The sequence below is a fragment of the Martinezella lusitana genome (assembly GCF_010668395.1).
Taxonomy (GTDB): Bacteria; Pseudomonadota; Alphaproteobacteria; order Rhizobiales; family Rhizobiaceae; genus Rhizobium; species Rhizobium lusitanum_A.
Genome location: NZ_WUEY01000014.1, coordinates 99,240 through 120,684 on the forward strand (window position 1 = coordinate 99,240; position 21,445 = coordinate 120,684).

General features: G+C 59.9%; 22 protein-coding genes. 12 read left to right on the top strand and 10 right to left on the bottom strand.

The annotated features are described in order from the left end of the window. Positions 1-74 precede the first annotated feature (74 nt). The 7 genes from GR212_RS25195 to GR212_RS25220 all read right to left on the bottom strand — a co-directional run bounded on the left by GR212_RS25195 (position 75) and on the right by GR212_RS25220 (position 3,716). Positions 75-890: a transglutaminase-like domain-containing protein gene (locus GR212_RS25195; RefSeq protein ID WP_163990667.1), complete on the bottom strand. Its 816-nt coding sequence runs from the start codon at positions 888-890 to the stop codon at positions 75-77. 67 nt (positions 891-957) lie between these two features. Beyond that, positions 958-1,857, bottom strand: coding sequence for a transglutaminase family protein (locus tag GR212_RS25200; protein WP_163990670.1), 900 nt, complete (start codon positions 1,855-1,857; stop codon positions 958-960). A gap of 59 nt (positions 1,858-1,916) precedes the next feature. Then, entirely contained in the window at positions 1,917-2,162 is a 246-nt protein-coding gene (locus tag GR212_RS25205) for a hypothetical protein (RefSeq protein ID WP_163990672.1), read from the bottom strand. 313 nt (positions 2,163-2,475) lie between these two features. After that, positions 2,476-2,616, bottom strand: a complete 141-nt coding sequence (locus tag GR212_RS36925; RefSeq protein ID WP_204326745.1) for a hypothetical protein — start codon at positions 2,614-2,616, stop codon at positions 2,476-2,478. A gap of 79 nt (positions 2,617-2,695) precedes the next feature. After that, complete coding sequence (locus GR212_RS25210; RefSeq protein WP_163990674.1) at positions 2,696-2,953, bottom strand: hypothetical protein; 258 nt, start codon at positions 2,951-2,953, stop codon at positions 2,696-2,698. A gap of 221 nt (positions 2,954-3,174) precedes the next feature. Continuing rightward, positions 3,175-3,360, bottom strand: a complete 186-nt coding sequence (locus GR212_RS25215) for a hypothetical protein (protein ID WP_163990676.1) — start codon at positions 3,358-3,360, stop codon at positions 3,175-3,177. A gap of 146 nt (positions 3,361-3,506) precedes the next feature. Then, complete coding sequence (locus GR212_RS25220; RefSeq protein WP_163990678.1) at positions 3,507-3,716, bottom strand: cold-shock protein; 210 nt, start codon at positions 3,714-3,716, stop codon at positions 3,507-3,509. A gap of 381 nt (positions 3,717-4,097) precedes the next feature. On the opposite strand from GR212_RS25220, the gene GR212_RS25225 reads away from it, so the two are divergent. From GR212_RS25225 to GR212_RS25265, 9 genes are all read left to right on the top strand, one after another. Further along, positions 4,098-4,394, top strand: coding sequence for a hypothetical protein (locus GR212_RS25225; RefSeq protein ID WP_163990680.1), 297 nt, complete (start codon positions 4,098-4,100; stop codon positions 4,392-4,394). Positions 4,395-5,161: 767 nt separating this feature from the next. Continuing rightward, a complete protein-coding gene (locus GR212_RS25230; protein ID WP_163990682.1) occupies positions 5,162-5,425 on the top strand; it encodes a hypothetical protein in 264 nt (87 codons plus the stop codon). Positions 5,426-6,076: 651 nt separating this feature from the next. After that, positions 6,077-6,391, top strand: coding sequence for a helix-turn-helix domain-containing protein (locus GR212_RS25235; protein WP_348643531.1), 315 nt, complete (start codon positions 6,077-6,079; stop codon positions 6,389-6,391). Then, positions 6,388-8,409: a hydrogenase 4 subunit B gene (hyfB, locus tag GR212_RS25240; protein WP_163990686.1), complete on the top strand. Its 2,022-nt coding sequence runs from the start codon at positions 6,388-6,390 to the stop codon at positions 8,407-8,409. Before GR212_RS25235 ends, hyfB begins: the two co-directional genes overlap by 4 nt. Beyond that, positions 8,400-9,356: a respiratory chain complex I subunit 1 family protein gene (locus GR212_RS25245; protein ID WP_163990688.1), complete on the top strand. Its 957-nt coding sequence runs from the start codon at positions 8,400-8,402 to the stop codon at positions 9,354-9,356. Before hyfB ends, GR212_RS25245 begins: the two co-directional genes overlap by 10 nt. Further along, positions 9,356-10,021: a hydrogenase-4 component E gene (locus GR212_RS25250; protein WP_163990690.1), complete on the top strand. Its 666-nt coding sequence runs from the start codon at positions 9,356-9,358 to the stop codon at positions 10,019-10,021. Before GR212_RS25245 ends, GR212_RS25250 begins: the two co-directional genes overlap by 1 nt. Beyond that, entirely contained in the window at positions 10,018-11,481 is a 1,464-nt protein-coding gene (locus tag GR212_RS25255; RefSeq protein WP_163990692.1) for a hydrogenase 4 subunit F, read from the top strand. The genes GR212_RS25250 and GR212_RS25255 overlap by 4 nt, the downstream gene beginning before the upstream one ends. Before the next feature lie 12 nt (positions 11,482-11,493). Beyond that, positions 11,494-13,008 (top strand): NADH-quinone oxidoreductase subunit C, encoded by a 1,515-nt coding sequence (locus GR212_RS25260; RefSeq protein ID WP_163990695.1) that lies wholly within the window; start codon positions 11,494-11,496, stop codon positions 13,006-13,008. A 12-nt stretch (positions 13,009-13,020) separates the two neighbouring features. Then, entirely contained in the window at positions 13,021-13,554 is a 534-nt protein-coding gene (locus tag GR212_RS25265; RefSeq protein ID WP_163990697.1) for an NADH-quinone oxidoreductase subunit B family protein, read from the top strand. 281 nt (positions 13,555-13,835) lie between these two features. Here the strand turns inward: GR212_RS25265 and GR212_RS25270 are convergent, their stop codons facing one another. The 3 genes from GR212_RS25270 to GR212_RS25280 form a co-directional block, all read right to left on the bottom strand. Beyond that, entirely contained in the window at positions 13,836-15,296 is a 1,461-nt protein-coding gene (locus GR212_RS25270) for an APC family permease (protein ID WP_163990699.1), read from the bottom strand. 144 nt (positions 15,297-15,440) lie between these two features. Further along, positions 15,441-16,826, bottom strand: a complete 1,386-nt coding sequence (locus tag GR212_RS25275) for an aminotransferase (RefSeq protein ID WP_204326746.1) — start codon at positions 16,824-16,826, stop codon at positions 15,441-15,443. 131 nt (positions 16,827-16,957) lie between these two features. Next, positions 16,958-17,908 (bottom strand): helix-turn-helix domain-containing protein, encoded by a 951-nt coding sequence (locus GR212_RS25280; protein WP_163990702.1) that lies wholly within the window; start codon positions 17,906-17,908, stop codon positions 16,958-16,960. 278 nt (positions 17,909-18,186) lie between these two features. Here GR212_RS25280 and GR212_RS25285 point away from each other — a divergent pair, with 278 nt between their 5' ends. The 3 genes from GR212_RS25285 to GR212_RS25295 all read left to right on the top strand — a co-directional run bounded on the left by GR212_RS25285 (position 18,187) and on the right by GR212_RS25295 (position 21,426). Then, positions 18,187-19,641 carry an aldehyde dehydrogenase family protein gene (locus GR212_RS25285; protein ID WP_163990704.1) on the top strand — a complete coding sequence of 485 codons (1,455 nt, stop codon included), beginning with the start codon at positions 18,187-18,189 and terminating at the stop codon, positions 19,639-19,641. Positions 19,642-19,842: 201 nt separating this feature from the next. Then, entirely contained in the window at positions 19,843-20,166 is a 324-nt protein-coding gene (locus GR212_RS25290; protein ID WP_163990706.1) for a 2Fe-2S iron-sulfur cluster-binding protein, read from the top strand. Between the two features lie 3 nt (positions 20,167-20,169). Continuing rightward, positions 20,170-21,426: an NAD(P)/FAD-dependent oxidoreductase gene (locus GR212_RS25295; RefSeq protein WP_163990708.1), complete on the top strand. Its 1,257-nt coding sequence runs from the start codon at positions 20,170-20,172 to the stop codon at positions 21,424-21,426. Positions 21,427-21,445: the final 19 nt, after the last annotated feature.

Below are 21,445 nucleotides of genomic sequence, written 5' to 3' on the forward strand. Positions count from 1 at the left end.
CTCCCATTGCGGCCGTTTCATGTTGGGCAAGAAGGCTCCGCTACCTCGAAGGCCTCAATGTCGATGTGCAACGCCTAGGCAGCGTCGAGAATCTCCTCGGTCACCACCTGGAAACGTTTCAAGATCGCCGGCCCGAACGCCGTCGACATGGCGACATCGGTGGCGTCACGGCCGGTCGCCATGAGAATGCGTCCGATGCGCGGCGTATTATGACGAGCGTCGACCGTATACCAGCGGCCACTCAGATAGACTTCGAACCAGGCGCTGAAATCCATGGGACTGGGACTTTTTGGCACGCCGATATCGCCGAGATAGCCCGTGCAGTAACGTGCGGGAACGTTCATGCAGCGGCAGAGCGTGATGGCGAGGTGGGCGAAATCGCGACACACGCCCGTGCGCTCCATGAAACCGCCGAAGGCGGTTCTGAGCGGGTCGGCTTTGCTATAGTCGAAAGCGATATGGTTGTGCGTGAAATCGAGGATGGCCTGGACACGCGGCCAGCCGGGCTGTGTAGCGAAGAAGGTCTTCCAGGCGAAGTCCGCCAGCCGGTCGGTGTCGCAATACCGGCTGCCGAGCAGGTAGACGAGCACGTCGTCGGGCAGGTGGTTGATGTCGTGCTGGACGGCGTCGCCGGGCACAGGGTCGGGCAAACCGCCGTCATAGACCTCGAATCCACTGGAAATCGTCGTCAGGCCAGGCGGAGCGACGATGCGGCTGCAGGCATTGCCGAAGCTATCGGTGTAGCCCCAGGCCTCGATCGGCTGGTCAAAACTGAGCACCTGTTCGGTCAGAAGATCCACGCGGCGGGAAGGGTGGATGTTGAGGACCAGCAGCATGGGTGTTTCGTATTCGCATTCATAGCCAATGTGAAAGCCTGCGCGTATTTTCATGGATCTTGATCCTTTGAATTCAGTGATGATCGTGCAAGCGAACGCATGGGCGCGTGGGTCGTTCCGTTTATCCCCTGTTTGCGGTATCCAATTCCGGCTCCGATGTAACGTTGACCTGCACCTGCAAGCTGTCAAAGTCGCGCGATCCGCCGGCATAGCTGCCGGAAAGCGGCACCACCTGATGCGGATCGCGGCCGACGCCGACGCGGATCAGATCGCGATTTCCGACAATGCCATTCGTGGGATCGAACTCCACCCAGCCGGCGCCCGGCAGATAGACCTGGCACCACGCATGGGTCGAGCCGCCGCCGAGCGTGGTCGATCCGTCACGATCGGGAACATAGACATAACCGGTGACGAAGCGGGAGGCGAAGCCGAGCGAGCGGGTCGCTTCCATCATGAACAATGCGAAATCGCGGCAGGTGCCGCTGCGCAGTCGAAGCGTATCACAGGGCACCTGCGTACCGTGTTCGGTGCGCCTGACATAGCTGAAGCTCTCGCGAACCGCGTAGCAAAGCGTCATGAGAACATGGCCGGTGCGCGCTACTTTTCCTTTGGCTACGAACTGTCTTGCCCATTTTCCCACGTCGTCATCAGGGTCGGGATAGTGCCGCAATATGGTTTGCTCGAGATCCGGTGATTCATCGGGATCGTAAGCGAACGGGAAATCGAACGCTTGCCTGTCCATTTCGAGGTCGAGGGGTATTTGCGCATTATGGTCGAGGCGGATGGCCGTCTCGAAACGCAATTCGCGCGATGCTGTGGGTATGTCGATCAGCGCGATGCAGTTGCCGAAGACGTCATGAATCCAGCGGACTGTATGCGCCTCGGGGAAGACATCCAACGAGCAGCCCAAAAGTGTCTGATCGAAACTGTCGCGTGGCCGGAACAGCAGCCTGTGCCGGCCGAATTTGACCGGCCGCACGTAGCGGTAGGTGGTTTTGTGCCGAACCGAAAAAATCGTCATTCGCCCTCACTGGATGGCAGACACAGGCGACGTTTGCGATTGACACGAGCGCCCCTTCGTCATTTGGCCTCGCGGGGGAGAGGGTAGTCGTGTGCTTCATAAAGTGTTCTGATTTGTTTATGGTCGAAGCGCACCTCGTCGACTTCCAGTATGGATCCTTGTTGCTGTGAGCGCGGCACGGTCTCCATTGCAAAGCGCAGGGCCTCAGCGACCGTTTCGAAGCGCCTGTAGCGAAGGCCGCTGCTCCCCCGGAGCTTCTTGCCGGCGTAAAGCCCGGCTTCGCTCGTATAGTCGAATTTGGTCACGCGATTATCTTTCGGTTTCCTGAACGATCAGTCGCCCGCGCGAGGAGAGGGGACGGCGGGCCGAGAAGCGCCCTTGCGGAACTCGCTTCTTGCGCCGGACTTTCCGCTCCGTTGGTCGGAGGCCACGCCTGTTCGCCTGCAACTGCTTCTGCAAATACAGGCATTTTTGATATCGGAGCCTGTTTCCTCGCCAACTTTGCGAGGGAGGCTTTCTGCAGCAATGCTGGTGATATCAAGCAATCATGACGGTATTCATAGGCGATGGGTAAGATGTTTGTCCATCGCTCTGCTAGGGATCGGGGCAATCCGGGGTCTATCCCTTTTTGCCGAAACTTGCCGCGCCGTTGTCCAATCGCTTGACCTGTGAACCCGCCAACGGCGGCGGTGTCACTGCGGTCTTGTCTTTCTTCGGTTTGCGGACTTCGCGGTTGCCGCGTACTTGGCCTTTGGCCATGGGACCCTCCAGGATGTGTCTTGATGAAGTGTGAAGCCTGACGCCGGCGCTGTCGGATGGTGCGACCGAAATCAGTATGTCAAACGCTGGTCGAATTCTTCGCGGCTACGTCGTCACGCGGACAAGGATGCCGTTTCAAAAGACGCGCGCTTTTTCCCTCTGCGTTCATGCCGAAATCGGGAAAGACGGTGAAATTCACCATCGACGGATTGATCCGGGCGCCAGCAGGAATTGCAGTGTCTACGGCGAGGCGAAGGGTTGTATTTTCCCGATATCCGAACGAGCCCGTCTGGACCAGATTTCGTGAAACGCATGGTGGGTAAATGTTGGAAGACATCGCGCCCTCCTTTCGTTGTGGTCGGGGTGTCGCCACCCTCCTGCAGCAATGCCCTTGAAAGAGTTGCTGATGCGAGAAGTGTGCGCCTATATCGCCCTCCCGACAAGTGCTTGGCGTCATTTCCTCTTTCTAATCATCATGGCGGCTTCCTTTCGGGATGGTGCAATGAGCCGATTGAGGTGAGGTGGATAGCCCTTTACGAGCGTCCGGGATCGGGCCTTCTATCCGTTCTGGTTGCTCGCGGAGGAGGAGGCCGTATCGATATCGTCCTCGCCGATGCTGCGGTCGAAATTCTCGTTGAGAAGGCGCACCCTGTAGCGCGCCGACCGTTGAATATCCGGCAGAACGGCAATGATCTGCCCGGAGCCATTTGGCTGGATGCTTCCCGGCTCGCGTTTTTTGAGCACGATTGTATCCCCGGGAAAATATCGGATTTCGGACACCGGACCCTCCTCAGCTCCCAGAGAACAAAAGGCCGGGCGCTAACCCGACCTCTCACAGTCACTCAACTCTGCTGCCAGTACATCCGTGGTCAGCCGAGCGAATGACAAATTCAAGCCGCCTGAAGATTGTCGGCGGAGTTCTTGCCGGTCTTGCGGTCTTGGATGATGTCGAAAGTGATCTTCTGGCCGTCATTGAGCGACCGAAGGCCAGCCCGCTCTACTGCGGAGATGTGCACGAACACATCCGTGCTGCCGTTGTCGGGTTGAATGAAGCCGAAGCCCTTGCTCGCGTTGAACCACTTTACAGTGCCGGTATTCATAACGATTTCCTTTCAAAGCAATCGTTGTTGCTCCCGCAATACATTGCGGGATTTGATCGATTATTTGAGAGGAAATCCGTGGGGAGCCGTCAGGCTCTGGCCGACATCACAAGCAATGGTCGATAAGAGTAATTTATGCTCAATTTCTGATTTTGCAAGGGCGCTGTTCGAAATATAGCGATTCAGAAGGCGAATTCAGAAATGGAGCACGCGTGGGCAGGGGCCCGATAACCCAACGCAGGTCACCGCACCCAGCCTGTACTTCTCACCTGCATATCAGTGGCCCATCCGCTTTCGGTAGAAATGCCTGTCTTACCCGGAACCGAAACCGTTCACGATCGTTTCTGACAAGAGCTTTGGCAATCCGCTAGGAGAGATATTATGGCTGACACGACGCTGGATAAAGACATCAATGCTCAAATCGAGGAGCTTAGAAGTCAGATCGGCGATCTTTCAGCACAACTGTCCGGTAGGATTGAAGCTGCTTCGCAAGGTGCCAACGAGATGCTTTCGTCTGCGAAGGCCAAGGCTTCTCATGTTTCGGACCAGGCGCGCACGGAAGGCAGAAATCTCGTTCGAGCCGCCAAAGAAAACCCAGCAGCAACGAGCTCCATATTTGTTGGTGGCGTTCTTCTCGGTCTGTTTGCCGGATTTTTGATCGGCCGGCTTTCAGAATAGACAGTCCAAGGTCGTCACCGCTATTCAGACCGATCGAGTGCCGGTGCATATGTATCTGCGGGCTTACGAATTGCGGTGCCTCCCTGTGCCGTTTTGCATGGTGGCTCGCTTGTGCCAATCTTGAGATAGGAGCGGTCCTTCGATAAGTGGGACGATAAGGGGCCGCTTTCGAGTTCACGTCTCATATTCGAAATCATATGCTATCCTCATGAAATAACGTTGAATTCTGCGGGTCGCGCTGTGCTGAGGACGTCGTTAGGCCGGAATTGCGACAATGCTCCGGCCGCTTGTCAGTCATGACCTCGGCGAACGCAGCCGGTTGGAAGACATGGCAAACCCGAAGGGTAGGGGCCGCGTGAAAGAAGCCGCCTTTGCAATGTCGGAAAACAAAAATCCGCCTCGGCCGATTTTCCATTGAAGTTGACGGGCGCGCGCGCCATTTAACATTCACCGGCGGCATCTGAAACGGGCGCAGCCGAGTGCGGGCGCATAACGTGCCTCAGCCCCAAAGAAGGAGGACAGCATGTCTTCCGTTCAAGGCATCTACTCCTGGGAAAGTCTGCTGCAATCCGCTCGTCGGTTCCGGTACGTTGAATTTCTAATCAAATCCACCCCGGTCATCAGCATCGCGTTTATCGTCTACGTGCTTCTGAAGGGTATACTTTGGTGACACCGGGCGGTTGATGCTCGTGTCACGCAATTGCCCTGTCTTTCGTTGCGCTGACGGTAACAGATAGAATTTCTCACCGCATTCGAGGTTATCCACCATGGAACGCACGATTGAAACAGAGATCACCTTCATCCACCCCTTCGTGCTGAGCTCGTTCAAGATGCCGCTCGAAGCCGGAACTTATCGGCTGATTGTCGATGAGGAGGAAATCGAAGGGCTGTCTTTCTCGGCATTCAAAAGAACGTCCACCCAGCTTGAGATACCGTCGATATCAACAGCCATCGGCACCCGGCAGCGCCTGCAAGTGTCTTCGCAAGAAATTGAAGCCGCCTTGGCCAAGGACTCGAGAGCCGGAGATTGACGCGACGAGCAACTCACCGGCCGTCCCGCGATCAAGGCGGCATGTTCGAGATCTAGTTTTTCCGTGCCTGACAAAATAGGTGGTGGCACCGCTTGGGAATGGCCGGGCAAGAGCCGCGCACCCTGGGGCCGATTACCACAGAAAGCCTATAGATCGTCCAAGGAGAACCAGAATGGAGTCCCGCTTTGCTAGACGAGTGATGATGGCAGCCATGGTTGTCGGCCTGGCTCTTTCCGTACTCTACGCGTCAAGTAGCTCACCTAACCATCATGACCCGGCAGATCGCCACGCGGCCGATATTGCGAAGTAACCTCCCGCATAGCGGCTACTCGTTGCCCATTGCGGCAGCAATGCTGTGGAGCGGAACAAGGTTCGGAGACCTCCATAGCCTAAACGGCCAGCGATAATTTCGCGGATCTGATGAAATCGGGAGGGCAACCAGCCCGCCTCACAGAATGAAGCCAGAAAACTCTATCCTCTGCCAGCCCAGAGTTTGGGAACGGTCCAACTTGCTCCCAGCCGAGCGGGCTTCACAAGCAAAGGTTCATCTCGAAACGATGCTGGCACATCAGAATATTGATTTTAGACATCAATAGGCACATCATAAGTGTCAATTATCAGAGTTCGTGCAAGACAAGCGATGTTTCAATCGTGATTACTGCCGCTCAGATGCGGGCCGCCCGGGCCCTTCTCGGTATCGACCAGCGCCAACTGGCCGAACTGGCGGGAGTTTCTGTCCCGACAATTCAGCGTATGGAAGCGAGCGTCGATGTGGTGCGCGGCAATGTCGACACCTTGATGCGTTTGCTGGCGGCATTGGAAAGCGCCGGCATCGAGGTGATCAACGAGGGCGCCGTCAGCTCGGACGGTGGGCGGGGCGTCAGGCTCCGGACGAAGCTGAAGCCATCCGAGAGCGTGGCGGCGGAACCGTCAAAGCCCCTCCCTGCCGAGAGGGATGATTCATGACATCGGTTTCAATCCTGTTGTCATGTGTGGCCGCGCTGCTGGCTTCGGCTGTGCTCGCCGTGGCGATCGCCCGTTTGTCCTCGTCCACGCTTGTCGTCTACGCTGCCAGCCTGGTCTTCTCCGCCGTCGCTTTTGTCGTTGCGCTTGCCTATCTCGTCATGGCTCCGCCTGCCGCCGAGGCGCCGACGCTTGTTCTTCCTCTGGGGCTGCCGTGGCTCGGGAGCCATTTCCGGATCGATGCGCTTGCGGCCCTGTTCCTCGTGGTCGTCAATCTCGGTGGCGCGCTCTCCAGCCTCTACGGCCTCGGCTACGGCCGTCACGAACACGCACCGCATCGGGTATTGCCGTTCTTCCCGGCGTTTCTCGCCGGCATGAATCTTGTGATCATGGCCGACGACGCCTTCACCTTCCTCATTTCCTGGGAGTTCATGTCGCTCGCATCCTGGGCGATGGTGATGGCCCATCATCGCGACACCGGCAACCGCAAGGCCGGCTATCTCTATATCGTCATGGCAAGTTTCGGCACGCTCGCGCTGCTGCTTGCTTTCGGGCTGCTTGCCGGAGCTGCCGGAAATTATGGTTTCGCCGCGATGCGGGTATCCGGGCAAACGCCGTTCACGGCCGGTCTCGTGCTTGTCCTGCTGCTGCTGGGCGCAGGGTCCAAGGCCGGTCTCGTACCGTTGCATGTCTGGCTGCCATTGGCACATCCGGCTGCGCCGAGCCATGTTTCAGCCCTGATGAGCGGCGTCATGACCAAGGTCGCGGTCTACGCGTTCGTCCGCGTGGTGTTCGACCTGATCGGCGCGCCGGCATGGTGGTCGGGCGTCATCGTTCTCGTGCTCGGCGGCGGCACGGCTGTACTGGGCATCCTGCATGCGATGATGGAAAGCGATCTCAAACGCCTGCTTGCCTATAGCACGATCGAGAATATCGGCGTGATCTTCGTGGGCCTCGGTCTGGCGCTCGCCTTCAAGGCGAACGGCATGGCTCCGGCGGCGACGCTGGCGCTGACCGCCGCGCTGCTCCACGTTGTCAATCATTCCTTCTTCAAGAGCCTGCTTTTCTTCGGCGCCGGCGCTGTGCTGACAGCAACGGGTGAGCGGGACATGGACAAGCTCGGCGGGCTCATCCACCGAATGCCGGTCACCAGCTTTCTATTCCTCATCGGTTGCGTCGCGATCTCCGCCCTGCCGCCGCTCAACGGCTTCGTTTCCGAGTGGCTGGCGTTTCAGGCAATCCTGCAAAGCCCCGCTCTGCCGCAATGGGGCCTGAAGATCCTGGTGCCGGCGGTGGGCGGGCTGTTGGCCTTGTCGGCGGCGCTGGCTGCGGCCTGCTTCGTCAAGGCATTCGGCGTCACCTTTCTCGGCCGTCCTCGCACCGCCGTTGCCGATCAGGCGCGGGAGGTCGACCCCTTCTCGCATGCGGCCATGTCCGTATTGGCAATGCTCTGCCTCCTCGTCGGCATCCTTCCGGGGATCGCGATCGACGGCCTTGCGCCGGTGACGCTATCGCTGATCAGTGAGCGGATGCCGCTGCAGGCCGATATTCCATGGCTATCGATCATGCCGATCGCCGAAAGCCGCAGTTCCTACAACGGTCTGCTGGTTTTCCTGTTCACCCTCTTCTCGGCATCGCTCACGGCCTATCTCATCCATCGCTTCGCTTCGCAGCGGCTCCGCCGGGCGCCGGCTTGGGATTGCGGCTTTCCCGAGGTTGGCCCGACGACGCAATATGGCGGAAGCAGCTTCGCCCAGCCCGTCCGGCGCGTCTTCGGCACGCTGATCTTCCGGGGACGCGAACGGGTCGACATGCCGGCGCCCGGCGATCTCCGTCCGGCGCATTTTTCCGTTGAGACGCATGATCTGATCTGGGAAGGGCTGTACCTGCCGATCGCAGGGGCCGTCGGCTTCGTGGCGGAAAAGCTCAATTACCTGCAGTTTCTGACGATCCGGCGCTATCTCAGCCTGGTGTTTCTGGCGCTCGTCTTCCTGCTTCTGGTGCTGGCGCTATGGTCCTGATAGCGGCTCTTCTCGTCCAGGCATTGCAAATGACGCTCGTCGTACTGCTTGCGCCGATGCTGACGGGCTTCATACGCCTGGTCAAGGCGCGGTTGTTGCGCCGGCGGGGACCTTCCGTGATCCAGCCATACCGCGACCTTTTGCGGCTTTTGCGCAAGGAGGTGGTGCTGGCTGAAAACGCCTCCTGGCTGTTCAGGGTGACGCCTTATCTGATCTTCGCCGTCACATGGGTCGCAGCCGCCATCATCCCCACCTTCGCCACCGGTCTCATCTTCAGCTGGACCGCGGATCTGATCGCCATTGTTGCGTTGCTGGGCAGCGCACGCTTCTTTCTGACGCTTGCCGGCATGGATGTGGGCACCAGCTTCGGCGGCATCGGATCGAGCCGCGAGGCGATGATCGCGACGCTCGCCGAGCCTTCGATGCTGCTGATCATCTTCGTCCTTGCCCTCATCGCCGGCTCCACCCAGCTTTCGTCCATCGCCGCTTTCATGACCTCTTCGCAGGTGGGGCTGCGTGTTTCCCTGGCGATCGCGTTGATAGCCCTGGTCATGGTCGCGGTCGCCGAAAATGCCCGTATTCCGATCGACAACCCGGCGACCCATCTGGAGCTCACCATGGTTCATGAAGCCATGGTGCTCGAATATTCCGGACGCCATCTTGCGATGATCGAGCTTGCGGCGTCACTCAAGCTATTGCTGTACATCTCGTTGATCGCCTGCATCTTCGTGCCGTGGAAACTGGCCGGTCCAGGGGCCGGCGCCACCGCCTATCTGGCCGGCCTGCTTGCCTATCTCGTCAAGCTTGCGGCCGGCGGTGCGCTGCTTGCATTGTTCGAAACCGCAACCGCCAAGATGCGGGTGTTCCGCGTGCCGGAATTCCTCGGCGCGGCACTCATGCTCGCGCTGCTCGCCACTCTTCTGCGGTTCGTCTCGAGGAGCCTTTGATGAACGGGCCGGTCTTCGATATTGCCCATATGCTCGCAGGCGGCCTGGTGCTGGTCAGCATGATGATGCTCTATCAGGATCGTCTCTATGCGCTCCTCAACGTCTTTGCCCTGCACTCGCTGATCCTGACGCTGTCGGTCGCCTGGCAGGCCTTCATCCAGGATGCGCCGCATCTTTACGTAACGGCGGCAATCGCTCTCGTCTTCAAGGCCATCGTCATTCCCGTGGTGCTCCACCGCATGATCCGCCAGCTCGGCATCCATCGGGAGATAGAGACGGTCGTCGGAATCGGCCCGACCATGCTCGCCGGGATCGGACTGGTCGCTCTGGCGACGGTGGTGATGCTGCGGGTGACGCCGGAGGCGGATCCGCTCGCGCGGGAGGACCTCGCGTTTGCCTTGTCGGTGCTGTTGCTCGGGCTTCTGATCATGGTCACCCGCCGCAACGCCGTCAGCCAGGTTGTCGGCTTCATGTCGCTGGAAAACGGGCTGGTGCTTGCCGCAACCGGCGCCAAGGGCATGCCGCTGGTGGTCGAGATCAGCGTGGCCTTCTCGATCCTCATCGCCTTCATCGTCATCGGCGTCTTCCTGTTCCGCATTCGCGAGCGGTTCGACACCGTCGATATCCGCGCGCTGGAAGACTTCAAGGGGAGGCGACGAAAATGAGCGTTTTCTCCCCGGTCCTGGCGTTCGACGCGGTCACGGCCGTTCTCGCGATACCGATTGCCGCGGCGGCCCTGCTGGCGCTTCTGCCCGGCTACCGGATGACGGCCCGGCTGAACGTCCTCGCGAGCCTGCTGACCCTGCTTGCCGCCCTTTGCCTGTTCGTGACCGATCGTCCGGCGCCCGGACAATATCTGCTCGTTGACGATCTCAACATCGTCTTCATTGTCCTCAACACCTTCGTCGGCTTCACCACCAGCGTCTTCAGCGCCAGCTACATTGCCCACGAGCTGGAGACAGGGCGGCTGACACCGGCCAATATCCGCTTCTACCACGCCATGTATCAGATCATGATGTTCGGCATGAATCTCGCATTCGTGTCGAACAATATCGGCCTGATGTGGGTTGCGGTCGAACTTGCGACGCTGACGACCGTGCTTATGGTCGGCCTCTACCGCACGCATGAAGCGCTCGAGGCCGCCTGGAAATATTTCATTCTGGGAAGCGTCGGCATCGCCTTCGCGCTCTTCGGCACCATTCTGGTCTATCTGGCGGCGCAGCCGGTGGTGGGCGAGGGTTACGACGCCATGGTCTGGACCATCCTGATCAACCATGCCGCCGCCTTCGATCCCGCGCTTCTCAACGTCGCCTTCATCTTTCTGCTGCTCGGCTATGGCACCAAGGTCGGCCTTGCTCCGCTGCACGCATGGTTGCCGGACGCCCATGCCGAGGGGCCGACGCCGATCTCGGCGGTGCTTTCCGGCCTGCTCCTGAATGTCGCGCTCTATGCAGTGCTGCGTTTCAAGATGCTGCTGTCGGCCAGTCCCGAGGCGCTCGCGCCGGGGCCGCTGATGATGACGATGGGTCTCACCTCGCTGATCTTCGCAGCCTTCATGCTCTATCGTCGTCGCGACATAAAGCGCCTGTTCGCCTATTCCTCGATCGAGCACATGGGCATCATCGTCTTTGCCTTCGGTCTGGGCGGGCCGCTCGCCAATTTCGCCGGATTGCTGCATATGGTGATGCATTCGCTGACCAAGTCGGCGATCTTCTTCGCCGTCGGCCATATCGCCCAGGTCAAGGGAACGCAGAGGCTCTCGGCCATTCGCGGCCTGAGCGAAACGCATCCGGGGCTTGGCTGGGGCCTGCTCACCGGCGTCATCGCCATCGCCGGCCTGCCGCCGGCGGGCGTATTCATGAGCGAGTTCCTGATCGTCAGCTCGACCTTCGCCAAGCAGCCGCTGCTCGCCATCCCGCTGGTCTTCGGATTGCTGATCGCTTTCGGCGCTCTGATGCTCAGGCTGACGGGCGCGGTCTTCGGCCAGCCACGCGGCAGCACGGCGCCGGCCCAAGCGTCGTATCTGCCGATGTACGCCCATCTCGCGCTGGTGCTCGCCGCCGGCATCTACCTGCCGCCGCCGCTGGTCGCCTGGTTCCAGCATATCGCCAACCTTCTTCGATGATGCGAGGGAAAGATGTCGGCGCTGAGCGATCTGATTGAAAAGGGTGTGTCGGTTCCACATCATGCGCCGTGGCTGCGTGCTGTCGTCGATCCGGCGGTATGGACGTCGGCTGCCCTGGAGCTTGCGCAAGGGCGCTTGACCTTGCTCGGACTTTGGGGAGAGGCGCGCGCGGTTCATATGGCTCTCCTCGATGAAGCCGCCGATGCGATCGCGGTCATCAGCCTTGAGGGGCTGGCGGATGGCTATCCCTCCGTTGCGCGGCATCATCCGCCGGCGCTGCGGCTGGAGCGGGCAATCCGCGACCTTACCGGGTTGGAGCCGCAGGGTCTGCCGGACATCCGTCCATGGCTCGATCATGGACGCTGGGATCTGCGCCACCCGCTTGGCCAGCAGGCGGCTCCCCTGGCCGAGCCTCGTCCCTACACCTTTCTGCGTGCGGAGGGCGAGGGGCTGCATCAGATCCCGGTTGGCCCCGTGCATGCCGGCATCATCGAACCGGGACATTTTCGTTTCACGGCCAACGGCGAAACGGTCGTCCGTCTCGAAGAACGTCTCGGCTATGTCCACAAGGGCATCGAGGCGCTGATGGCCGGCGCGGATCTGTTGCGCGGAATGCAACTCGCCGGGCGCACATCCGGCGACAGCGCGGTTGCCTATGCCTATGCCTTTGCGCGGGCGGCGGAGGCAGCAGTCGGGCTTGATATTCCGCCCCGTGCCGTGTGGTTGCGAGCCCTGATGGCCGAGCTGGAACGGCTCGCCAACCATCTCGGCGATATCGGCGCCATCTGCAACGACGCCGCGTTCCCGCTGATGCTGGCCCATTGCGGCGTGCTGCGCGAACGTGTGCTTCGCGCCGCCGACACCGCCTTCGGCCACCGGTTGCTGCGCGACCGTATCCTTCCCGGCGGCGTTGCCACCGACCTCGGAGAAGAGGGGCGTGCCGGCTTGAAGATCCTGCTGGATGAAATTCACCGGAAATTGTCGGCCTTGGTGGAACTTTACGACAACACGGCCTCGCTTCAGGACCGGACGGTCGGAACCGGCAGGCTGCGAGGCGAATTGGCCAGGCAATATGGAGCCGGCGGCTATGTCGGGCGGGCCTCCGGGCGCGGCTTCGATGCGCGGCATATCCGGCGCTACCCGCCCTATGACCAGCTTTCCTTCGAGGTTCCCGTGCTGAACGAGGGCGATGTCAACGCTCGCGTCTGGATCCGCATTCGCGAGGTCGAGCAAAGCCTCTCGCTGCTGGGCCAGATCCTCGACAGATTGCCGGACGGTCCGATCCTGAAGGATATTCCCGTCATCGATGAGAACCGGGAGGGCATGGCGCTCGTCGAAGGCTTTCGTGGCGATGTGCTGGTCTGGCTGCGGCTGGCACGAAATGGCGGGATCGAACGCTGCCATTTACGCGATCCATCCTGGTTTCAATGGCCGCTGCTGGAGGTCGTGATCGAAGGCAATATCGTCGCGGACTTTCCACTCTGCAACAAGTCTTTCAATTGCTCCTATTCCGGTCACGATCTCTGAAGGCGACCCGTCATGCGCAAGCTTCTCTTCGAAAGTCTCATCCGGCCGCCACTGACCGAAGCTAGGCCGGCGGTTTCCGACGCTGCGATGACAGAGCTTGCCGCCGCCATCGAAAGGAGCGCGCGACGATGGCTCGGGCGCAGCCTGTCGATCCGTGCCATCGACGCCGGGTCATGCAACGGCTGCGAGCTCGAAATGCACGCCCTCAGCAACGCTTTCTACGATATCGAGCGCTTCGGGCTTCGTTTCGTCGCTTCGCCGCGCCATGCCGATGTTCTGCTGGTGACCGGCCCCGTGACGAGAAACATGGCACAGGCGCTCGAACGGACCTACATTGCCACACCCGACCCCAAATGGGTCGTAGCCCTCGGCGATTGTGGTCGTGATGGAGGTTGCTTCGCGGGCAGCTATGCCGTCCTCGGCGGGGTTTCGAAAGTCGTGCCCGTCGATCTGCATATTCCCGGATGCCCGCCTTCACCGATGGAAATCCTCAAGGGTTTGCTCGGGCTGCTAGAAGATGTGAGTAAGGAGGGCCGCGTTCCGTGACGGGCAGGTTCGATGGTTCAACTTCTGCGGGCTGGAATCGTAGCCATTGCCACGCTGACCGGGGCAGCAGCGAGGCTGCTTGCGGCCATTCGGCACCGGATCGCACCATCGAGACCACCGCCACGCCGGAGGCGTGACATTGCGCTGGGCGGCAAGAGGAGTGAATGCATCGCCGGCGACCGGCTCGATGAAGGCGAGGCGCCCAATCTCCGAGGTCGAGCCGGCACGACAAAGCAATCGGCGCCGTGCCGGCTCAGCATGGGGTCGTTACGACCATATGCTCATTGCGCCGCCTGTTCGGCATCATCGAAAGCGGCGCTGAGCGTCTTGTAGAGAGCCGGATTGCGCGTGCGGATACGCAGCCCCATGGCAACCGCCCCAGCGGCAAGCAAGATGACGAGCGCCGGAAGCCCGTATACGAGCGGGTTCGTGCTCCCGGTCATCAGGTCGACATTGACGGATACCAGCAGGAACGCCCCTGCGAGCGCTATTCCGGAAAGTAACGGCGCCACACGCACCCGGAATATCGACTTGCCCTGGCGGCCGTTGCTGAACAGGCCGAAGATCGCAACGGCCACGAGCACCTGCACAAGAAGAATGCTCAATCCGCAGACGGTAACCATTCCTGAAAACACCGTCGTATAGGGGTCGGCCTTGATCAAAGCGAAAATGGCAATCACCGAAGTCACGATGATGACTTGAACCGCCCCGGCGACATAGGGCGACTTGTGCTTCTCGTGCACCTTTGCCAGACCTTTCCAAACCAGCCCGTCGCGGCCGAAGGCGAAGAAATACCGGTTCAACGTATTGTGAAACGAAAGCAGCGCGGCAAAATAACTGGTGAGAAGAAGGATATTCATCGCATACCCGGCCCAGTTTCCGAGAATGTCCTGCAAGGCCGTCATGTAGAATGTATCGAGATTGGCTCCCGCAATGGACATGATCTTCTCTGCGCCGTAATACTGCACGATAGCCCAGCTGCAAAACGCGTAGAATACGGTGATAATGCCGACTGCCAGATAGGTTGCGCGGGGAATGGTTCTTGCGGGATCTTTGGCTTCCTCGCCGAAAATTGCCGTCGCTTCGAAACCGATGAAGGCCCCGACGACGAAGACGATCACGACGCCAATGCCCGGTGCCAGGAAATCCGTTGGCCGCAGACCCGCGCTCGTCAAGCCGTCAGGCCCTCCGCCCCTGATTAGAACGCCAATCGCGAAGAGCGTCAGCAATGTGATTTCGCCGATCATGCACAGGCCGAGCAGACGTCCCGAAAAGACCACATGCTGTCTTCCGCAAAGGAAAACCACCACAAGCAGCGCCAAGGACCAGACCCACCACGGCAAAGAATAGCCCAGCGGTCCGACGGTTGCGTTCACGAACACACCGAAGATCGCGTATATGCCGATCTGGATGGTGAAATAGGCAAGAAAGGCCAGCATTGCCGCAGCCATTCCCCAAGGCCCGCCCAGCCCCTTGGTGACATAGGAGTAAAAGCCGCCTGCGCTTTTCACGAACGGTGTCATCGCCGTGAAACCTATCGCAAAGAGCAGATAGACGATCCCCAGCGTGACGAAGGCGGCCGGCACTCCGATATTGCCGAAGGCAAAGGCAGGTGGCGTTGCGCCGACAAGAGCCGACATTGGCGCAGCAGCTGCAACGACGAAAAAGACGATATGGGTAACGCCTATGGAATTCTTGTCCAATCTTCCACTTGGCGCTTCTTTCAATCCGACATTGCTCATCGAATATTCCCCTCTTGTTTTTGAGCTTATGGTAGGAAAGCAACGGCGTCTTCGTCTGGGGAAGGCGCCATTTGGCGAGGAGATGGAGATGCCTGCAGCCGTTCATTTCATCGCGGTTCCGCCGGCTTCCCCGATCATCCGGGATTAGCGCGCCTTGAAGGCGCGGGCGGTCGCATCCAAGGCATCGCGCGTCATTGCGAAAACCTCGTCGATCTGACCGCGGGTGATGATCAGCGGCGGCATCAAGGTCATGGTATCGCCAATGGCGCGCAACGCCAGACCGCGGTGAAGAGCCTCCGTGCTGCAATGATCGCCCACGCGCAGCGCCTCGTCGAAAAGGACACGCTTATCCTTGTCTGCAACGAGCTGGATGCCTGCGAACAGGCCGCAGCTGCGGACATTGCCGACAAGCGGATGGTCGGCAAGGCTTGCGACATGCTCGCCGAAGTGTTTTCCGAGCTCGGCGGCGTTTTCAACGACCTGTTCGCGCTCCATGATGCGGATGTTTTCCAGAGCAACCGCAGCGCCGACCGGATGACCGGAGTTGGTGAAGCCGTGGTAGAATTCACCGCCCTTTTCAATCAGCAGCGATGCGATGCGGTCGCTCACCATCGTTGCCGACATCGGGAAATACGAGGATGTGATGCCCTTTGCTATTGCCATGAGGTCCGGGGCTTCGATGCCGAAGGTTTCGCAACCGAACCACTTGCCGGTTCGCCCGAAGCCGGAGACGACCTCGTCGATGACCAGGAGAACATCGTATTTCCTGCAGATTCGCTGGATTTCCGGCCAATAGGTATCCGGCGGCAAGATGGCGCCACCGGCGCCCTGGAACGGCTCTGCGAAGAAGGCCGCGACGTTCTCGGCGCCCAGCTCCAGTATCTTGTCTTCAAGCCAGCGCGCCGCCGTCAAGCCAAACTCTTCCGGAGTTTCGCCCGCTCCGTTCAAATACCAGTAAGGCGCTTCGATACGCTCTATCCCGGAGATCGGCATTCCGCCTCCGGACGTATAGAAGACCGGGTTGCCGGAGAGGCTGGTGGTTGCGATCGTGCTTCCATGGTAGGCCTGCGCCCGCGCGATGATTACCCGCTTGTCCGGCTTGCCGGCGAGGTTCCAGTAGCGATGGACCAGTTTAAGGCAGGTTTCGTTGGCTTCCGAGCCCGAATTCGTAAAGAATACGTGGTTGAGCCCTTTTGGGGTCAGTTCCACCAGCTTTTCAGCCAGCTGGATCGCGGGTTCATTTGACGTCTTGAAGAAAGACTGGCTGTAGGACAGCTTTTGCATTTGCCTGGCTGCAACCTCGGCCAGCTCTTTGCGGCCATATCCCAGGGTGACACATCCCAGCCCCGCCAGTCCGTCAATTATGCGGCGGCCGTCGGTATCCCAGATGTAGACTCCCTCCGCATGATCTTGAATGCGCGAGCCTTCGGCGTGCAACTCCGCGTAATCGGTGAAAGGGTGCAGATAGTGTAAATTGTCACGGAGCTGCAGCGCGGTTATCGGCGAGTTTATGGTCGAAATTTCGTTCATATGCGGGATCTCCTGCCTGGCCAGTCTTGGCATGGGAGGATGATATGAAGTCGCCGGGAAGATCTCCTGCCTGTCCGTGCAGGGTTTCTTGCCTATCCGTGCAATTCTCCGGGATTGCCTTGCGAGTTTGGCTACGTCCGACGCACCGCTCGACATTCCCGTGGCGTCAATCCGAACCGGCTGCGGAAGGCACGGCTGAAATGCGCGGAATCTTTAAAGCCCCAGGCTAGTGCAATATCGCTGATCGATCGCCCGAACATGCGGGTATCCTCGATTTCCTTCCGGCACTGATCCAGCCGGGTATCCTGGATGAAGCGCCACACGGTCGTCCCCTCGCTTTCAAACAGGTAGTAAAGATTGCGCAGCGACAATCCCTGGGCTTTCGCCGTGGTGGCAGGCGACAGCGTCGCATCGGAAAGGTGGGCCCTGATATGGGCCTTAACCCGCGACAATGTGCTCGCTTTCGTGTCGGAATCCTGAAGCGGGCCGGTCTGACTGAGCGAAAAGAGGGCGATGCCCAGCAGTTCCATCAGGTTATCCTGCAGATAATTGGCAATCAGCAGGTCATCATCGTTCTTTTCCATGACAAGCGACTGGACGTAGGAATACAGGAACCGTCCTGGCCCGCTCGTTCCGGAAAAGCCGCGGGCAGTCACACGCTCGCTGCATTTCAACCGATCCTGCAGCATCGCGCGCGGAAAATCGACGGACAGCTGTCGAAAAGGCCCATCGAACCGCATCTCATAGGGACGAGCGCTATCGTACATCGTCACTTCGCCGGGTCGCGTCACGGCCTCCCGGCCGTCTTGCAGAACCGTTCCCGTGCCCTCGAGCTGGAAATTGATTTGGATGGGGTTGTCTCCGCTGGGCCGGATATGCCTGCTTTCACGAGCGACAACCGAGCAGGTGGAACGAATGTCCGACAGAACGACATCTCCGATCTTGTGCCAATTGATCCGCCCATAGAACTGGACCGGATTTTCAATCGCCACCGTCGTTTTGGTATAGAGGTCGGAGATCGCTTCCTCCCAGAAGCGGCCTCGGCGGCCGATATGAATCTGATCTGTGGAGATGGTTCCCATCTTGGCTCTCGCCGATTTGTTCAAAGCAACCCATGAACTATCGTACACTGGCCGGCTCTTGTCGAGTTCCGTGCTCTCGATCGCAGAGAACATCCCCGAATGCTGCGTTCGAACGTCCCGCGGCCGCCGCCTTGCGCCGGATGCCGCCGGACCCGGACGGCGATTTTTGAGATTTGCACGGATAGGCAAGAAATCCTGCACGGACAGGCAGGAGATCTTCCCGGCGTCTTCATATCATCCTCCCATGCCGGCAACTGGTTTGGGAGGAGAAGAGGACCATGAACATAAGCAGCGGGACCACCGTTCAGTCGATCGACCATTGGATCGGGGGCGAGCGTATCGCACCATCGAGTGGTCGCTATTTCACCGACAACAATCCGGACGACGACACGCCCTATGCGCGGGTTGCCGAAGGCGACACGAAAGACATCGACCGCGCGGTCCAAAGCGCCCACGACGCGTTCAAGACCTACGGAAAGAGCATGGCGCTGGACCGCGAGGCGTGGCTGTCGAAGGCGGCGGCATTGGTCGAAAAATACCGTGACGACTTTCTTGACATTCTCGTCAAGGAGGTGGGCTCGCCCATCGGCAAGGCGCATTTCGAAGTCGGGTATGCGGCCGGCTGCCTACGCTCTGCCGCCGGTGTGGCGCGTCGTATCGCGGGCCAGACGATCCCTTCGGACACCCCGGGCCGGTTTGCCATGACCATCCGTCAGCCGCTCGGCGTCGTGGCGACCATCTCGCCGTTCAACGTGCCGCTTTTGAAGGCGTCGAAGCTTAGCGCCTCACCGCTTGCGACCGGCAACACGGTGGTAATGCTGCCCTCCGAGGAAGCCTCGATGGTCACGAGCCGTCTCGTCGATATCTACAAGGAGGCGGGGATACCGGCCGGAGCGGTCAATATGGTGACCGGGCTCGGCGCCGATATCGGCGATGCGCTGACGACCCATCCGCTGGTCAAGGCCGTCATGTTCACCGGGTCGAGCCGCGTCGGCAAGCATATTAGTGCGCTTTGCGGATCGATGATGCGGCGCGTGCTGCTTGAACTCGGAGGCAAGAACCCGCTGGTCGTACTGGCCGATGCCGATCTCGATGCCGCGGTCGAGGGAGCCTGTATCGGGCAATTCTTCTATCAGGGTCAGGCCTGCATGGCTTCAAGCCGGATCTACGTGGAAAAGAGCATCGAAGAGGAGTTCACGCGCCGTTTCATTGCCAGAGCCGAGACCCTGGGCATGGGAGACCTCCGCGACCTGGACACATGGCTGGGCCCGATCATCTCTGGCCGTCAGCGCGAGCGCGTGCGAACACATATCGAGGACGCCCGTGCCAAAGGCGCCAAGGTGCTGACCGGTGGCGAATGGGTCGGCAACCGCTGCCGCCCGACCATCCTTTCAGGGGTGGATGAAACGATGACGGTTTGCCGTGAAGAAACCTTCGGCCCCGTTACATCGATCTATCCCGTCGCAGACCTGGACGAGGCGATCGAGCGTGCGAACGACACCAACTACGGACTGAGCGCCGCGATCTATACGAAGGACCTCAACAAGGCCTTCCGCTATATGCAGGAAGTCAACGCGGGCATGGTTCATATCAATGCGCCCACGATCGCCGACGAGCCGCATGTGCCGTTCGGCGGCGTCGGCGACAGCGGTTTCGGCCGCGAGGGAACCGATGTCGATGTCGACACTCTCACCGAATGGAAGTGGGTCACCTTTCCAAACGGACGCAATTGAACCCAGCGCATAAGCAGGGGCTGGTGAACGGTGGCGACCGGACGGCGCGTCGCCACCGCGCCATCGGCGTCGGCCATGCCGTCGCTATCGCGCTGTTTTTGACGAAGTACCAGACATTTCCTTCATTCGGGTCGGTTGCGACGAATGCCGCGCAGAGGCCGTATCGAATGAAAGCGATGAACGTAACGAAGATGGCGGATCATGCTGAAACTCATAGTCAAGGATCGAGCGGGACAGGAACATGAAATCGCAAGAGAAAATTTCGCGAACCGCAGCCTGATGGAGATCGTGAGGGATAGTGGCGTCGAGGAAATACTCGCTGTTTGCGGCGGATGCTGTTCCTGTTCGACCTGTCACATCTATGTCGACGATGCGGATTGGGGACGCTTGCCTGCGATGGGTGTCGATGAAGACGCTTTGCTCGATGCCTCCGATCATCGAACCCTGTCTTCCCGGTTGGCGTGCCAGATACGCTTCAGCGACGAACTGAACGGCCTGAAGATCGCCGTGGCGCCAGAGGACTAGACCATGCCGGACGACACTTTTGGCTATGTAAAGACGCGCTATGACGTTCTGATCGTGGGCGGCGGCCATGCCGGGGCGCAGGCGGCGATTTCTCTGCGGCAGCTCAAGTTCCACGGATCGATCGCGATTATCGGTGACGAGCCGGAATTGCCCTACGAACGGCCGCCCCTTTCCAAGGATTACCTTTCGCGGGAAAAGACCTTCGACCGTATCCTGCTGCGCCCGGCGAGCTTCTGGGAGGAGCGGAATGTCACGCTGCTGACGGGCCGCGAGGTCGACATGGTCGATCCATCGGACATGAAGATCATTGCCGACGACGGCAGCGTGATCGTCTACGGCACGTTGATATGGGCGGCTGGCGGCCGGCCCCGCCGCCTCAGATGTGCCGGCGGCGACCTTGAAGGCGTACACAGCGTGCGCACGCGTGCCGATGTCGACAGGATCCAGGCGGAACTTGGCGATGTCGAAGATGTGGCCGTTGTCGGCGGCGGTTATATCGGCCTGGAAACTGCCGCGGTCCTAACCGGACTCGGCAAGAAAGTGACGGTTCTCGAGGCGCAGGACAGGGTTCTGGCCCGTGTCGCCGGTCCCGTGATTTCGCGCTTCTACGAAGCACAGCACCGCGCTCATGGTGTGGATATCCGTTTCGGCGCAACGGTGGAAGCGATCGAGGAAAGCGGCGGCAGGGCGTGTGGCGTACGGCTCAGTACGGGAGAAACAATCCCGTGCCAGATGGTGATCGTCGGCATCGGCATCGCCCCATCCATCGACGCATTGATTTCCGCCGGTGCGAGCTACGCCTATGGCAATGGCGTTGTCGTCGATGAGTTCTGTCGGACTACCATGCCGGACATCTATGCTGTCGGCGACTGCGCCCTTCACAACAATCCGTTTGCCGACGGTGCGCAGATCCGCCTGGAATCGGTTCAAAACGCCAGTGACATGGCTATGACCGCTGCCAAGGCGATCGTCGGTATGCCCGAGGCTTACCGTTCCGTGCCGTGGTTCTGGTCGAACCAATACGATCTTCGGCTTCAGACGGTCGGCTTGTCGCGGGGCTACGACGAGGAGGTCGTGCGCGGCGATGTCTCGTCCCGTTCCTTCTCCGTGGCATACCTGAAACAGGGAAGGATCATCGCCTTGGACTGCGTCAATGCAGCGAAGGATTACGTGCAGGGCAAACGGCTGATCGAAGCGGGTGTCCGTGTAAGCGCGCGGGCAGTGTCGGATCCCGCCAATGCCTTGCGGGATATCGCCTAGAGCAATTCCCGCAAAAGCG

Coding starts and splice junctions, on each gene's coding strand:
- GR212_RS25195 (WP_163990667.1), bottom strand. CDS start 890: ATGAAAATACGCGCAGGCTTTCACATTGGCTATGAATGCGAATACGAA.
- GR212_RS25200 (WP_163990670.1), bottom strand. CDS start 1,857: ATGACGATTTTTTCGGTTCGGCACAAAACCACCTACCGCTACGTGCGG.
- GR212_RS36925 (WP_204326745.1), bottom strand. CDS start 2,616: ATGGCCAAAGGCCAAGTACGCGGCAACCGCGAAGTCCGCAAACCGAAG.
- GR212_RS25210 (WP_163990674.1), bottom strand. CDS start 2,953: ATGTCTTCCAACATTTACCCACCATGCGTTTCACGAAATCTGGTCCAG.
- GR212_RS25220 (WP_163990678.1), bottom strand. CDS start 3,716: ATGAATACCGGCACTGTAAAGTGGTTCAACGCGAGCAAGGGCTTCGGC.
- GR212_RS25225 (WP_163990680.1), top strand. CDS start 4,098: ATGGCTGACACGACGCTGGATAAAGACATCAATGCTCAAATCGAGGAG.
- GR212_RS25230 (WP_163990682.1), top strand. CDS start 5,162: ATGGAACGCACGATTGAAACAGAGATCACCTTCATCCACCCCTTCGTG.
- hyfB (WP_163990686.1), top strand. CDS start 6,388: ATGACATCGGTTTCAATCCTGTTGTCATGTGTGGCCGCGCTGCTGGCT.
- GR212_RS25245 (WP_163990688.1), top strand. CDS start 8,400: ATGGTCCTGATAGCGGCTCTTCTCGTCCAGGCATTGCAAATGACGCTC.
- GR212_RS25250 (WP_163990690.1), top strand. CDS start 9,356: ATGAACGGGCCGGTCTTCGATATTGCCCATATGCTCGCAGGCGGCCTG.
- GR212_RS25255 (WP_163990692.1), top strand. CDS start 10,018: ATGAGCGTTTTCTCCCCGGTCCTGGCGTTCGACGCGGTCACGGCCGTT.
- GR212_RS25260 (WP_163990695.1), top strand. CDS start 11,494: ATGTCGGCGCTGAGCGATCTGATTGAAAAGGGTGTGTCGGTTCCACAT.
- GR212_RS25265 (WP_163990697.1), top strand. CDS start 13,021: ATGCGCAAGCTTCTCTTCGAAAGTCTCATCCGGCCGCCACTGACCGAA.
- GR212_RS25270 (WP_163990699.1), bottom strand. CDS start 15,296: ATGAGCAATGTCGGATTGAAAGAAGCGCCAAGTGGAAGATTGGACAAG.
- GR212_RS25275 (WP_204326746.1), bottom strand. CDS start 16,826: ATGAACGAAATTTCGACCATAAACTCGCCGATAACCGCGCTGCAGCTC.
- GR212_RS25280 (WP_163990702.1), bottom strand. CDS start 17,908: ATGGGAACCATCTCCACAGATCAGATTCATATCGGCCGCCGAGGCCGC.
- GR212_RS25285 (WP_163990704.1), top strand. CDS start 18,187: ATGAACATAAGCAGCGGGACCACCGTTCAGTCGATCGACCATTGGATC.
- GR212_RS25290 (WP_163990706.1), top strand. CDS start 19,843: ATGCTGAAACTCATAGTCAAGGATCGAGCGGGACAGGAACATGAAATC.
- GR212_RS25295 (WP_163990708.1), top strand. CDS start 20,170: ATGCCGGACGACACTTTTGGCTATGTAAAGACGCGCTATGACGTTCTG.